The 13929-nt window shown below is 70.4% G+C and carries 13 protein-coding genes; 2 read left to right on the forward strand and 11 right to left on the reverse strand.

Annotation, left to right across the window (positions count from 1 at the left end; genetic code table 11):
• Window positions 1-382: 382 nt before the first annotated feature.
• The 11 genes from AC07PU_RS21625 to AC07PU_RS21675 form a co-directional block, all read right to left on the reverse strand.
• Entirely contained in the window at window positions 383-1093 is a 711-nt protein-coding gene (locus tag AC07PU_RS21625; protein ID WP_495320372.1) for a 4-carboxy-4-hydroxy-2-oxoadipate aldolase/oxaloacetate decarboxylase, read from the reverse strand.
• 13 nt (window positions 1094-1106) lie between these two features.
• Window positions 1107-2000 carry a TauD/TfdA dioxygenase family protein gene (locus tag AC07PU_RS21630; protein WP_495320374.1) on the reverse strand — a complete coding sequence of 298 codons (894 nt, stop codon included), beginning with the start codon at window positions 1998-2000 and terminating at the stop codon, window positions 1107-1109.
• A 52-nt stretch (window positions 2001-2052) separates the two neighbouring features.
• Window positions 2053-3021 carry a Bug family tripartite tricarboxylate transporter substrate binding protein gene (locus AC07PU_RS21635; protein ID WP_495320376.1) on the reverse strand — a complete coding sequence of 323 codons (969 nt, stop codon included), beginning with the start codon at window positions 3019-3021 and terminating at the stop codon, window positions 2053-2055.
• Window positions 3022-3032: 11 nt separating this feature from the next.
• Entirely contained in the window at window positions 3033-4283 is a 1251-nt protein-coding gene (locus AC07PU_RS21640; RefSeq protein WP_495320378.1) for an alpha-hydroxy acid oxidase, read from the reverse strand.
• A gap of 115 nt (window positions 4284-4398) precedes the next feature.
• Complete coding sequence (locus AC07PU_RS21645; RefSeq protein WP_495320380.1) at window positions 4399-5238, reverse strand: IclR family transcriptional regulator; 840 nt, start codon at window positions 5236-5238, stop codon at window positions 4399-4401.
• An 88-nt stretch (window positions 5239-5326) separates the two neighbouring features.
• Window positions 5327-6325: an HpcH/HpaI aldolase/citrate lyase family protein gene (locus AC07PU_RS21650; protein ID WP_495320382.1), complete on the reverse strand. Its 999-nt coding sequence runs from the start codon at window positions 6323-6325 to the stop codon at window positions 5327-5329.
• Between the two features lie 31 nt (window positions 6326-6356).
• Window positions 6357-7565: a CaiB/BaiF CoA transferase family protein gene (locus AC07PU_RS21655; RefSeq protein WP_495320384.1), complete on the reverse strand. Its 1209-nt coding sequence runs from the start codon at window positions 7563-7565 to the stop codon at window positions 6357-6359.
• 1 nt (window position 7566) lies between these two features.
• The gene (locus AC07PU_RS21660; RefSeq protein WP_495320386.1) at window positions 7567-8565 is read right to left on the reverse strand and encodes an HpcH/HpaI aldolase/citrate lyase family protein; all 999 of its coding nucleotides are present in this window, start codon (window positions 8563-8565) and stop codon (window positions 7567-7569) included.
• Between the two features lie 44 nt (window positions 8566-8609).
• Window positions 8610-9596, reverse strand: coding sequence for a Bug family tripartite tricarboxylate transporter substrate binding protein (locus AC07PU_RS21665; protein WP_495320388.1), 987 nt, complete (start codon window positions 9594-9596; stop codon window positions 8610-8612).
• 72 nt (window positions 9597-9668) lie between these two features.
• Window positions 9669-10175, reverse strand: coding sequence for a flavin reductase family protein (locus AC07PU_RS21670; protein WP_093352964.1), 507 nt, complete (start codon window positions 10173-10175; stop codon window positions 9669-9671).
• A 15-nt stretch (window positions 10176-10190) separates the two neighbouring features.
• Complete coding sequence (locus AC07PU_RS21675; RefSeq protein ID WP_495320391.1) at window positions 10191-11555, reverse strand: LLM class flavin-dependent oxidoreductase; 1365 nt, start codon at window positions 11553-11555, stop codon at window positions 10191-10193.
• 130 nt (window positions 11556-11685) lie between these two features.
• Between AC07PU_RS21675 and AC07PU_RS21680 the strand changes: the two genes are divergently transcribed.
• Both AC07PU_RS21680 and AC07PU_RS21685 read left to right on the forward strand, forming a co-directional pair.
• Window positions 11686-12573 (forward strand): LysR family transcriptional regulator, encoded by an 888-nt coding sequence (locus AC07PU_RS21680; protein WP_495320393.1) that lies wholly within the window; start codon window positions 11686-11688, stop codon window positions 12571-12573.
• A gap of 112 nt (window positions 12574-12685) precedes the next feature.
• Complete coding sequence (locus AC07PU_RS21685; RefSeq protein WP_495320395.1) at window positions 12686-13885, forward strand: PQQ-dependent sugar dehydrogenase; 1200 nt, start codon at window positions 12686-12688, stop codon at window positions 13883-13885.
• Window positions 13886-13929: the final 44 nt, after the last annotated feature.

Raw genomic sequence — 13929 nt, forward strand, 5'->3', positions numbered from 1 at the left:
CTCGGCAGCCCGCACCAGGCTCATCATCGCCGTCGCGCGCCGCAGGCGACTTGCTGTCCACGAACAGTCAGTTCTTCGTGCCGAGTTTCCAGGGCTTGATCTATCGGTCGATCAGGTTGTCGTCGATGAATACCGCGCCGTCCTGCAGGTGCAAGACTTCCCAGGGGCCGGCGCCCGTCATCGTCCTTTCCTTCGCGAACGCCGGCAGCGGCTGATAGCCGGCACTTCTCGACCTCGCGTGAAAGTGCACGAACCTCGATCAGTTCGGATCAACGACTTTGACCAACTCGCAGCAACGTTGACTTCCCACAACCGTCATGCGACACGACAAGACCTGAAAACGATCCGCCCTGGACCGTCTCGGAAGCCGCGCGCCCCGCCCTCAGCGCACGTCATCGAACGCCGCATCGACCTCCTCGACCCGCATCGCCGCATAACTCGCGGCCGAGCCGCCCAGGTCCCACACGGCCTCGCCGCGCTCGACCGCGCGCGCCATCTCCTCCTCCTTGCGCATGCGCGCGAGCGCGGCCTCGACGACCTCGCCGGCCTCGCGGCGCGGCACGCAGACCACGCCGTCGCCGTCGGCCATGACGAGGTCGCCCGGCTGCACCAGCACGCCGTCGCAGACCACCGGGGTGTTGACGAAGCCATGGCCGCACTTGTCGGGATGGATCGAGAGGACGTGGGTGGACCAGACCGGCAGGCCCAGCGCCTCGACCGTGTCGGTGTCGCGCACGCAGCCCTGCACCACCACGCCCGCGAGGCCCTTGCGCAGCGCATAGCGCGCCGCCATGTCGCCCCATTGGGCGCCCGAGGTCTCGGCGTCGCAGACCACCACCAGCACGTCGCCGGGCTGCGCGAGGTAGAGCGCGCGGTGCATCATCAGGTTGTCGCCGGGCGCGCAGAAGGCCGTGACGGCGGGGCCCGCGATGCGTGCACCCTTCTGGATCGGCCGCATCCGGCTGGACATCAGGCCGCCGATGCCGCGCGGCGCGGCCGCCTCGTGCAGGTCGGACACCGTGGCGTCGCGCGCCTTCGCGCACAGGGCCGCTTCCACGCGATTGACGCGCAGGAACACTCTGGAGTTGTTCACGGTCGCTCCCCGTTCAGTGCGGCACGCAGTAGGCGTCGGCCGCGAGACGGAAGGTGGTGCGCTTCATCAGCCGCGGCTGGTTGAGCTGCATCTCGTCGCGGCGGTGCATGGTGCAGCCGTTGTCCCACATCATCAGGTCGCCGTTGCGCACCTTGTGGCGGTACACGAGTTCGGCGCTGCCCCCGGCCTCGAACAGCAACGGCAGCACGCGCGCGTTCTCGGCCTCGCTCAGGCCCTCGATCGCCACCAGCGTGGTCGGGTCGGCATAGAGCGCTTTGCGGCCGGTCAGCGGATGCGTCAGCACCACCGGGTGGAAGGCATCAGGCAGCTTCGCCATCTCCTTGGCCTGCGCGCTCTCCTTGTCCTTGAGCTCGAGCGTGTTCATGATCGCCATGCGCTTGGCATAGCGGTAGGTGCCGGTGCGGCCGTCGATCAGCGCGCGCACGTCGGCCGGCAGCCGCTCCCAGGCGCCGTACTGGTCGGCCCAGTAGATGTCGCCGCCGCCCTTGGGCACCTCGAGGCCGTAGAGCATGGCGCCGGTGGCGGGCTTGACGCGGAAGGTCTGGTCCGAATGCCAGTCGACGTCGTCGCCGCCCGCGAAGCCACCGACGAAGCGGCCGTCGGCATAGCGCAGGGTGCTGAAGTAGATGATCTCGTCGTGGTAGGGCGACTGGATGTCCTTGCGGTTGGCGCTCTCGCAGTGGCCGAACTGCTCGGTGAAGCGCACCTGGTCGGCCTCCTCGAGCGACTGGCGCGGGAACACGATCACCGGCGCGTCCTGCCACAGGCGGCGCACCTGCTCGATGGCATCGGGGTTGGCGAGGATGTCCTCGATGCGTTCGTCGATCTCGATCACGAAATCGGAATGCAGCGGGCGGACCTTGAGTTCTTGCGCGAGCACGGTCATGGGATGTCTCCTGGGTGTATGAAAGAAGAAAAGGGGAAAGAGGGGTGGCGCGTCAGTCGGCCTTCATGCCGGCGCTGCGGATGATCTCGGCGTTGGTCTGGCGCTCCGAGCGCAGCCAGGCGACGAGCTGGGCGTAGTCCATCGGCGGCGCAGGCTCGAAACCGAGCTCGTGCAGCGCCTTGGCGGTCTCGGGCAGCGCGAGGATCTTGCGCATCTCGGCGGCCAGCCGCTCGCGCACCTCCACCGGCGTGCCGCGCGGCGCCATCAGCGCATTCCAGGCCACCACGCTGAAGCCCTCGAGGCCCTGCTCGGCCACCGGGCGAATCTCGGGCAGCGCGGTCATGGCCTTGGCCGAGGTCACGGCCAGCGGCTTGATCCTGCCGAACTGCGCGCGCGAGGCTGCCACCGTGTCGATCAGCACCGGCACCTGGTTGCCCAGCAGCGCGGTCATCGCCTCGCCCGAGCCCTTATACTTGATCGAGAACAGCGGCACGTTCTGGCGCCGGATCATCTCGAGCACCAGCTGCGCCGTGACGCTGGGCAGCGCCACGTCGACCTTGTCGGGCCGGCTGCGCGCGAGCTTGATGAGTTCGGGCAGCGTCTGCACGCCGAGCGAGGGATGCACCGAGATCACCATCGGGATGAAGGCGGTCGCGACGATGGGATCGAAGTCCTTCTCGGCGTCGAAGCCGATGTTGTCGTAGAGCGCCGGGTTCATCGCATGCGTGCCCGAGGCGCCCATGATCAGCGTGTAGCCGTCGGGCGTGGCGCGCGCCGCATAGGCGGTGCCGATGTTGCCGAAGGCGCCGGGCCGGTTCTCCACCACCACGCCCTCGTGCAGCGCGGCCGAGAGCTTGGCCGCGAAGTAACGGGTGGCGATGTCGGTGCTCTGCCCGGGCGGGTAGGCCACCACGATCTTGATCGGCCGGTTCGGGTAGCCCTGGGCCAGCGCGCCGGCGGTCAGCGCGAAGGCCAGCGGCAGCGTGGCGAGCCGCCGCGCGAGGCGCAAGATTGAGGTCATCGTTGTCTCCTTCATGGTTGTGAGGTCGCCGCCCGTGGTGGATCGAAGGCGGTGCCGTTGGCCGCCGGCATGGCGGGCAGGGGAGGGGATGGGTTCGTGAAGGCCTCGGCGCTCGCACTGCGCAGATGGCGCGCGTCGAGCGCGTCGAACGAGGCGCAGCCGATCTGCGCGAGCACCATGTCGATCTCGTTGCGCACGATCTGCAGCGCACGCGCGATGCCGCGCGCGCCGCCCGCGGCCGCGCCGAACAGCGTGGGCCGACCGAACAGTGCGAAGCGCGCGCCGAGGCAGCGGGCGATCACGATGTCGGAGCCGCGGCGCACGCCGCTGTCGAGCAGCAGCTCCACGCGCTCGCCGACCGCCGCGCGGATCGCGGGCAGCATCTCGAGCGGCGTGGGCGCCACGTCGAGCTGGCGCCCGCCATGGTTCGAGACCACGATCGCGTCGACGCCCAGCGCCACGGCCTGGCGCGCATCGTCGGGATGCAGCAGTCCCTTCACGACGAGCGGGCCGCTCCAGTCGGCGCGGATGCGTTCGAGCGTGCGCCACGTGATCATCGGTGCCGGTGTCAGCGTGCCGTAGAGGTCGGCGACCTCGGACGCCGAGGCGCCCGCGCGGCCATAGGGCGCCCAGTTGCTCATCATCGGGATGCCGCCGCTGCGCAGGTAGCGCAGCACCCAGGCCGGATGGCCGAGCGCTTCGAGCACCACGCCCGGCGTCATCCGGAAGGGGCGCGAGAAGCCGTTGCGGCGGTTGCGCTCGCGGTTGGAGTTCACCGGCACGTCGACCGACACCACCAGCGTGCGCACGCCGGCGTCGCGCGCACGCTCGACGAGATCGGTGTTGATGCGCTCCTCGCGCGTGCCGTAGATCTGGAACCAGACATGCTCGGGCGCGAGCTTCGCGACCGCCTCGACCGAGGCATTGCTCGCGCTCGACAGCAGGAAGGGCACGTCGGCCGCCTTGGCCGCCTGCGCGAGCAGCTCGTCGGCGCCCGGATGGAACAGCCCGGCCAGCCCGGTGGGCGATATGCCGAAAGGGCTCGCATAGCGCCGGCCCAGCAGTTCGGTCGACTGGTCGCGCCGCGACACGTCGACGAGGTAGCGCGGCACCAGCTGGAAGCGGCGGAAGGCCTCGCGGTTGCGCCGCATGCAGTCCTCGTCGTCCACGCCGCCATCGATGAAATCGAAGGCGATCCGCGGCAGCTTGCGCCGTGCCATCGAGCGCAGGTCCTCGAGGTTGACGGCAGTGTCTACGTTCATCGTTTCTCGTCGTGAGTTGTCTCTGCGATCGAGAATATCGAGCGGTCTTTTCGCTGCCCATAGGGCCGGGCAGCGGAGTTTCACAGTTTGAACTTGTAGCGCCGCGCGCCGGTGCTCAAGGCTCGGCGCTCGCGCCCATGTGCCCCATGTGCATGACGCCGCCGAGGAATTCGCGCGCATCCTGTTCCACCGCCGCGGCCACTTCGGCGAGCGCCGCGCGAACTTCGGCCAGCTTCGGCTCGCCGAACTGCTCGGCCAGCCCGGTCAGGCACACCGCCGCCATCGCGCGCCCGTTGTCGGCGCACACCGGCATCGCGAAGGCATGCACGCCGGTCACCACGTCGCCGAGGTTGACGCCGAAGCCATGGCGCCGCGAGCGGTCGCGCATCTTCTCGAGCGCGCCGAGGCGGCCGCTGCCGCGCTGCGCGATCTCCTGCTGCATGTTGTCGGCGAGGATGTTCTCGGTTTCGAGCGAGGGCAGGGTCTGCAGGACCGCGACGCCACCGACCGAGGTGAACAGCGGCCGCCGCGTGCCCGCGTGCACCATCAGGCCGCGCAGCTCGAGCGAGCCCTGGCGCACCGCGCAGACGTACTCATTGCCGCTGCGCAGGATCAGCCAGGCGATGGCCTCGGTCTGCGTTGCCAGCTTCGCCATGCGGCGCTCGCAGGCCTGCTGGAAGGCCGCGTAGCCGGGCAGCGAGAGGCCGAGCTCGTAGAGCATCGGGCCGGGGAAGTAGTGCTTGTCGGTGCTGCGCTGCTGCACGAAGCGTTCGCGCACCAGGCACGAGAGCACGCGGTGCACCGTGCCCTTGTCGACCTCGCAGCGCGCCGCGAGGTCCGACAGCCGCCAGCCGAATTCGCCGCGCGCGGCCAGCTCGCGCAGGATGCGCAGCGCGCGCTCGATGCTTTGCGTGCCGTGGGAGGCGGGGGCCTGGGGGCTGCGCGAACTTTTCACCGCTCGTGTTCCTTCGATGGGCCCGCGCGGCGTTCCGGGCCGGACATCGATCGTGGGCGAAGACGCGGATTATTCGCCGCGCGCCGCCTCAGCCCGCGAAGAAGCGCTCGCGCACCCGCGTGGGCAGCGCGGTGCCCGCGGCCTGTGCCGCGCGCAGCACGCTCCAGAAGTAGCGGTAGCTCGCGCGGTCGTGCAGTTCGCCCTCGTGGCGTATCGGTCCCCACTGCGCATCGCTCGCCGCCAGCAGGATCGCGCCGGCGCGCTCGGCCTGGCTCGCATCAGGCGCCATGGCCTCGACGATCGGCCGGATCTGCTCGGGATGCACGCTCCACATGCGCAGGAAACCGAACTCGTGCCGCGCGCGGTACGCATCGTTGCGCGTGGCCAGCGGATCGCGCAGCGTCAGCGACACGTTGTGCGCCGGCACGAGGCCGTTGGCGAGCGCCGCGGCCACGATGCGCGTCTTGGCGCGCACCAGCAGCGGGTGCTCGAACTGGCCCGGGCTGCGCATGGCCTCGAAGCCGATCGCGCCCTGGTGGTCGCTGACGAAATCCATCAGCCCGAAGTCGAGTACCTCCAGGCCCGGCAGCGCCGCGATCTCGAACACGTCGCGCAGCGCGCCATGGGTCTCGACCAGCACATGGACCGGGATGGCGCGCGCGAGGCCGGCCGCCGCGCGGCGCCGCTCGATGTGCTCGAGCATGGCGATGACGTCGGCGGTGCGCTGCGCCTTGGGCAGCGTGAAGTAGGCCAGGCGGTCGCCGGCCTCGCCGATGAGCGTGTCGACGTCGGCGCGCCAGAAGGCCGACGAGGCATCGTGCACGCGCGCGCCGACCCGGCCGTGGCGATTGGCATCCGAGGCGATGGCGCGCGCGGCCATCTCGGCGTGCGCCTTCTCCTCGCCCGCCGCGGCGCCGTCCTCGCAGTCGCAGGTCAGGTCGAAGACCGGGCCGAGTTCGGCCTGCAGCTGCAGCGCCTTGTGGATCAGCTTCTCGCTGCCCGCGTAGTGCTCGCAGGGCGCGAGCGCGGGAAGGAGCTTCTCGCCGGAGAACAGCGCGGCTGAGGGATGAACGGGCGTGGAATGCATGGACGGTGGTCGTGAATGAACGGAGATCGGGTCACAGCGCATGCGCCACACGCAGCCGCGCCAGCGCCTCGGCATCGAGGCCCAGCAACTCGCCGAGCACCTCCTGCGTATGGGCGCCGAGCGCGCCGCCCAGGTGGCGCAGCAGCGGCGGCGTCTTCGACATCCGCGGCACGGCAGCCGGCACCACGAGCTCGCCCACGCGCGGGTCCTGCACCCGCTGCAGGTTGCCGCGTGCCGCGTACTGCGGGTCGGCGAAGATGTCGTCGATCGCCATGATCGGACCGCAGGGCACGCCGGCCGCGTCGCAGCGTGCCACCGCCTCGGTCAGTTCGAGCCTGCCGATCCAGCCCGCGATGGCGGCATTGATCTCGGCGCGGCCCGCGAGCCGCTGCGCATTGGTCGCGAAGCGGTCGGGTGCCACGAGCTCGGGCCGCTCCATCAGGTGGGCCAAGCGCTCGAAGATCTTGTCGCTCGAGCAGGCCAGCGCCACCCACTTGCCCTCGGCCGTCTGCCAGTGGCCATGCGGCACCACGTGCGGCACGTCGGCGCCGAGCCGCTGCCGCACCTCGCCGAACTTGCCGTAGGCCGGCACCAGTTCGTCGAGCAGCCGGAAGATCGATTCGTAGAGCGAGACGTCGATGACCTGGCCCTCGCCGGTCTGTTCGGCGACGCGCAGCGCCAGCAGCACGCCGAGCGCGCCCCACAGGCCCGAGATGTAGTCGGCCAGCGAAGTCGAGCCCGGCACCACGGGCGGTCCGTCGCTCATGCCCGCGAGGTGCGAGAGCCCGCCGAAGCCGTGCGCCACGCGCGCGAAGCCGGGCTTCTCGCGGTAGGGGCCGGTCTGGCCGTAGGCGCTCACGCGCAGCAGCACGATGCGCGGATTGGCTTTGCGCAAGGTCTCGAAGTCCAGGCCCCAGCGCTCCATGGTGCCGGGGCGGAAGTTCTCGAGCACCGCGTCGGACTGCGCCACCAGCCGGAGGAACAGTTCGCGGCCCTCGGGCACGCGCAGGTCCAGCGTCACGAAGCGCTTGTTGCGCGCCTCGCTGAGCCACACCAGGGTGTCGCCGCAGTCGGTGGGCGTGCCGAACTTGCGCAGCGGATCGCCGCCCTCGGGCTGCTCGATCTTGATCACGTCGGCGCCGAAGTCCGCGAGGATGGTGCCGCTGAAGGGCGCGGCCACGAAGGTCGCGATGTCCAGCACGCGCACGCCGGCCAGCGGGGCGGATGGAGCCTCTGCCATCTCAGCGCCGATCGGCGTTGCCGCCCGTGTGCCGGTCGATCACGGCCTGGCGCTGCTGCAGCGAGCGCGCGAGCTTGGCGTGGGCCAGGTCGATCAGCACGCCCTTCTCGCCGATGGCCCCGTTGCCCTGCGCGGCGGCCGCTTCGAGCGTGCCGAGCACCTTGTCGGCCCAGGCCAGTTGCCCGGCCGAGGGCGAGTAGACCTCGTTGGCGATCGCCACCTGCGAGGGATGGATGGCCCACTTGCCCTCGAAGCCCAGCGCCGCCGAGCGCGTGGCCGAGGCGCGGTAGCCCTCGGCATCGCCGAAGTCGGTGAAGGGGCCGTCGATGGCGCGCACGCCGTAGGCGCGGCAGGCATTGGCGATGCGCGCGAGCGCGAAGTGCCACTGGTCGTTCCAGTGCCGATGGCGCACGCCCTGCGCGTCGGGGGCGGTGAGCACCGCATAGCGCTCGCTCGGCGTGCCGAACACGAAGTCGTTGGTGCGCATGTCGACCGTGTAGTCGCCGACGCCGAAGATCATCGCCTCCAGCCGATCGGACGAGGCGGCGATCTCCTCGGCATGCGCGACGCCCTGCGAGGTCTCGATCAGCACCTCGATGCCCACGCGCTTGTCGCGTCCCTTCTCGCGCTCGATGGCCGTCAGCACCTGCGCCACGAACTGCACGTCGAAGGCGGTGCCGGCCTTGGGCAGCAGCACCATGTCCAGCCGCGGGCACTCGCTCACGATCTCGACCAGATCGCGCAGGGCCCAGGGCGTGTCGATGCCGTTGATGCGCACGGCCATGCTCTTGCGGCCCCAGTCGAGCGCGTTGAGGGCTTCGACGGCCTGGCGCCGGGCCTGGTCCTTGAAGGCGTCGGCTACTGCGTCCTCGAGGTCGAGGAAGACGACGTCGGCATCGCTCGCGCAGGCCTTGGCGAAGAAGCGTTCCGAGGTGGCGGGCACCGCGAGTTCGGAACGTTGGAGGCGCTGGCGGCGCGGCGGGGTGAGGGTGGCGGACACGAAGGCTCCTGTGGCGGATGAAAGGGTGTGGGATTGCGGCCGGCCTACTGGTCGACCTTGATGCCGTTGGCGACGATCAGCTCGGTCCACTTCGGGACCTCGGCCTTGACGAAGGCGCCGAAGGCACCGCCGCCGCGCAGGTCGGGCAGCGCGCCGCGTTGCGTCATGGCCTCCTGGATCGCGGGGTCGGACATCACGCGGTGGATGCCCTGCTCGGCGGCCGCGACCACGGCCGGCGGCGTGTGCAGCGGCAGCAGGAAGCCGGCCCAGCCCACGGCCTCGACGCCCGGGAAGCCGCTCTCGGCCACGGTCGGCACGTCGGGCAGCTGCGGCACGCGTTTGGCCGAGGTGACGGCGAGCGCCTTGAGCTGCCCGCTGCGCACATAGGAGATGGCGGCCGAGACCGTGTCCACGCCCAGCGTGACCTGCCCGCCCAGCAGGTCGCTGAGCATCACGCCGCTGCCGCGGTAGGGCACGGCCACCACGTCGATCTGCGCCTTGGCCTTGATCAGTTCGCCCGCGAGGTGCGGCGAGGTGCCCAGGCCGGCCACGCCCCACTTCTCGGCGCCGGGCTTGCGCTTCGCGGCCTCGACCAGCTGCCTGAACGAATCGATGCCGGCCGTGGGATTGGCGAGCACCACCAGCGGCGAGAGGAACAGGCCATGCACCGGGATGAAATCGGCCAGCGGGTCGTAGGGCAGCTTCTTGCCGTAGAGCCCGGGGTTGATCGCCATCGGCCCGCTGCCGCCGACCGTCAACGTGTAGCCGTCGGGCGCGGCATTGCGGCCCGCGAGCATGCCGGGGATGCTCGCGCCGCCGCCCTTGTTGTCGATGAACACCTGCTGCGGCCACAGCTTGCCGAGTTCGATCGCGACCATGCGGCCGAACAGGTCGGCCGACTGGCCCGTGGTGTAGGGCACGAGGATGCGCACCGGCTTGCTCGGGTAGCCGGCCTCGGCGCGCGCGGCGCCCGCGTGCGCCAGCGGCCAGGCGGCCGCGGCGCCTGCCTGCAGCAGGGTTCTTCTCTTCATGGCTGTCTCCTGTTCTTGTCGTCGCTCGTCGTCGGATTCCCGGCGGGTCGCCGGGCGGGTTTCCGGGCGCGGTCAGGCCGCGCAGGCCGCTGTAGCGCGCTCGCGCAGCGCGCTGAAGCTGCCGCGGAAATAGATCAGCGGGTCGGCGCCGCCATCGCTGTGCACCTCGCGCACCAGGCCGATGAAGACCGAGTGCGTGCCGTGGTCGTGCGCCTGCAGCAGCTCGCAGTCCAGGCTCGCGAGCGCATCGGCCATCACCGGCGCGCCGGTCTGCTGCACGGTCCAGTCGCCGCCCTCGAAGCGCTGCTCGCCCTTCAGGCCGGTCATGCCCGCGAAGCGCGCGGCGATGTCGGCCTGGCCGTCGCGCAGCAGGTTCACCGAGAAGGCGCGCGTGCGCTCGATCACCGGGTGCGCGCTCGCGCCGCGGTTGACGCAGATCAGCACGGTGGGCGGCGAATCCGACAGCGAGCAGAAAGCCGTGGCGGTGAGCCCGGTGCGCTCGCCGGGCCGGCCGGTGGCGATGACCACCGGCGCACCCGCGTGATGCTTCATGAGTTGCTTGTAGGCGCTGGCTTCCATGGGATGCTCCTCGTGTCAGCGGTAGAGATGTTTCCAGTCGCCTGCCGCCGGGCGCGCCAGGCCGAGGTTGTCGCGCAGGGTCGGGCCCTCGTAGTCGTGGTGGAAGACGCCGCGGCGCTGCAGCTCGGGCACCACCAGCCGCACGAAGTCCTCGTAGCTGCCGGGCATGCTGGTGGCCGCGAGCACGAAGCCGTCGCAGGCGCCGGTGCGGAACCACTGCTCCATCTGGTCGGCGACGTCGGTCTTGCTGCCGACGAAGGTGGCGAGCTCATCGGTGGTGCCGCGGCCGCTGAAGCGCAGGAAGTCCGCGAGCGTCGGCCGTGCCAGGCCACTCTGCGCGATCACGCGGTCGAGGATGGCGCGCAGGCCGGTGATCGAGCCCAGCTCCTCGTCGGTGAAGGGCTCGTCGGGCCGCTTGGTCGCGAAGTCGAAGTTCAGCACTTCCGACAGCAGCGCGAGGCCGTCGACCGGTTTCACGAGCGCATCGATCGCGGCCTTCTTGTCCTCGGCCTCGGCGCGGCTCTCGGCCGCGATCACGTAGACCGCGGGTGCCACCTTGACCTGCGCCGGATCGCGGCCGTGCGCCGCGACCTTGCGCTTGAAGTCGGCATACGACCTGCGCGCCACGTCGATGTTGGGATAGATCACGAACACCAGCTCGCCCCAGCGCGCCGCGAACTCGCTGCCGCGCCCGCTCTGGCCGGCCTGGATCAGCACCGGATGGCCCTGCGCCGAGCGCGGCACGGTGAAGGGGCCGCGCGACTTGAACCACTTGCCGCTGTGGTCGAGGCGGCGCACCTTGGCGGCATCGGCGAAGCGGCCATTCGCCTTGTCGTGCAGCACGGCGCCTTCCTGCCAGGTGTCCCAATGGCCGAGCACCACTTCCAGGAACTCGTCGGCGCGCTCATAGCGCAGGTCGTGCGCGAGGTGCTCCTGCGCGCCGAAGTTCGCGGCCTCCGAGTTGTTGAGCGAGGTCACCACGTTCCAGGCCACGCGGCCCTGCGTCAGCAGGTCGAGCGTGGCGAACACGCGCGCCACGTGGAAGGGCTCGTAGTAGGTGGTGGAGTAGGTCGCGCCCAGGCCCAGGCGCTCGGTGGCCAGGCCCATGGCCGTGACCACCGAGATCGGGTCGAGCTTGACCGCGCGCACGCCATGCTCGACCGTGTCGCGATGGTCGTCGCCGTAGCGGTCGGGCATCGCGAGCCGGTCGTCGAAGAAGGCCATCTGGAACTTGCCGCGCTCCAGCGTGCGCGCGATCTGCTGGTAGTAGGCCGGCGTGCCATAGCCGAGCTCGGTGTCGGGGTGGCGCCACGAGGCGACCAGGTTCGAGCAGTTCTGCGCCTGCAGGAAGGCCACGAGCGTCATCTGGGGTGCGGTCATCGGATCTTGCCTCTCTCGCGACTCGTCGGAGTCATTGGGATGGCTCGAATGCTAGGTTTGACCTCGCGTGGCAACAACTCAAATAATCTTAGGCATTGTTCAGACTTTTGGAATGACGCAGGATCGCCCCATGAACATCAACTTCAAGCTGATCGGCACCTTCCTCTCGGTGGCGCAGAACGAGAGCTTCCGCAAGGCGGCCGAGGAGACCAACCGCTCGCTGCCCGCGGTCAGCATGCAGGTCAAGCAGCTCGAGGAGCAGCTCGGCGTGGCGCTGTTCCAGCGCACCACGCGCAAGGTGGCGCTGACGCAGGAGGGTGAGCAGCTGCTGATCAGCGCGCGCAAGGCGCTGGCCGAGCTCGAGGTGGGGCTCTCGCACATCCAGCATGCGGCCGACGTACAGCAGGGCCACCTGTCCTTCGCTTGCGTGCCGACCATCGCGAGCACGCGGCTGCCGGCGATCCTCACGGCCTTCGCGAAGAAGTACCCGGGCATCAGCGTGCACGTGCGCGAGCTTGCCAACCAGGACCTGCTGGAGGCGGTGCGCCGGCGCGAGGTCGACTTCGCGATCGGGCCGGTGCCCGAGAAGAAGGGCGAGCTCGAGTTCGCGCCGATCTTCGTCGACGACTACTGCGCGATGCTGCCGCGCGGCTACCAGGACAACGGCCGCGCGAGCATCTCGCTGCGCGAGCTGTCGAAGCTGCCGCTGCTCAAGCTGTCGAGCTCGACCGCCTTTCGCGACCATGTCGACAACGCGCTCAAGGCCAACGGCCTGTCGCACGAGAGCAACTACGAGTTCATGCAGGTCACGACGCTGGTCGCGATGGCCGAGGCGGGCCTGGGCATCGCGCTGCTGCCGCGCGTGGCGCTGCCCCGGCGCACGCCGCTCAAGGTGGTGCGCGTCATCGGCCCGGCGTTGAGCCGCACCATCGCCATCGTGACGATCCGCGGCCATTCGCTCTCGCCCGCGGCGGCGCGGCTGGTCGAGATGTGCAACAAATTGATCGCGACCGAGTAGCGAGGGGCCGAACATGGACAAACGGTAATGTTCGCGGCGTTCGTGCGCGCCCGATCGTTTTTATGATCCGAAGCGATGGCGGCCCTGCCACGGGGTTGCCGTTTCGCTCGACATGAACACCGCACCCCGTCCCTCCCTGTCGACCTGCTTGCGGGCCGGTCTGCTATGCGCGGGCCTGTTGCTCGGGCATGCCGCCGACGCGGCGCGCGGGCCGGCGCCCACCGCCTTCCAGACCAGCACCTACGCGGCCGGGCTCGAACTGCCCTGGGGCATGGAGTTCATGCCCGATGGCCGCCTGCTGGTGACCGAGCGCGCGGGCCGCCTGCGCATCGTGGATGCGCAGGGCGACAAGGTCTCGATACCGGTGCGCGGCCTGCCGGCCGTCGACCGGCGCAGCCATGGCGGGCTGCTCGACGTCACGATCGATCCGGGCTTCGAGGCCAACCGCCTCATCTACCTGAGCTACACCGAGGTCGATCGCCGCCGCAGCCGCGCCGGGCGCAACGGCATCGCGGTCGCGCGGGCACGGCTCAGCGACGACGGCGCGCGCGTCGAGCAGCTCAAGGTGCTGTTCCGCCAGACGCCGAAGATCGCGATCGGCGAGAACCTCGGCGGGCGGCTCGCGGTCTCGGGCGACGGCCACCTGTTCCTCACGCTCGGCGACCGCTATGCGCCCGAGGACCGCATGCGCGCGCAGTCGCTGGGCTACTACCAGGGCAAGACGGTGCGTATCCGCACCGATGGCGGCATTCCGGCCGACAACCCCTTCGCGCAGCGCGCGGGCGCGCGGCCCGAGATCTGGAGCCTCGGCCATCGCAATCCGCAGGGCGCCTTCGTGCATCCGCGCACGGGCCAGCTGTGGGTGGCGGAGCACGGACCGCAGGGCGGCGACGAGATCAACGTGGTGCGCAAGGGCCGCAACTACGGCTGGCCCCTCGTCACCTTCGGCTGCGAATACAACACCTGCGCGCCGATCGGCGAAGGCACCGCCAGGGCCGGCCTCGCGCCGCCGCTCGTGCACTGGGGCCTGCCGGCGATCGCGCCGAGCAACCTGATCCTCTACACCGGCGACCAGTTTCCCGAGTGGAAGGGCAGCGTGCTCGTGGGCGCGCTGGCCGGCAAGGCCGTGTGGCGCATCGAGCTCGCGGGCGAGGACGCCGCGCCGCGCGTGGTGCGGCGCGAGCCGCTGTTCGCCGAGCTCGGCGAGCGCATCCGCGACATCCGCCAGGGGCCCGATGGCGGCCTCTACCTGCTGGTGGATGGGGTGCAGGGCCGCGTGGTGCGCGTCGCGCGCGCCGACGCGAGCCTGTAGCGCCGGCGGGCGGCAGCGAGCGGCACAATCGCAGGCGTGATCCA

The organism is Variovorax sp. GW821-FHT10D07, from assembly GCF_059415325.1.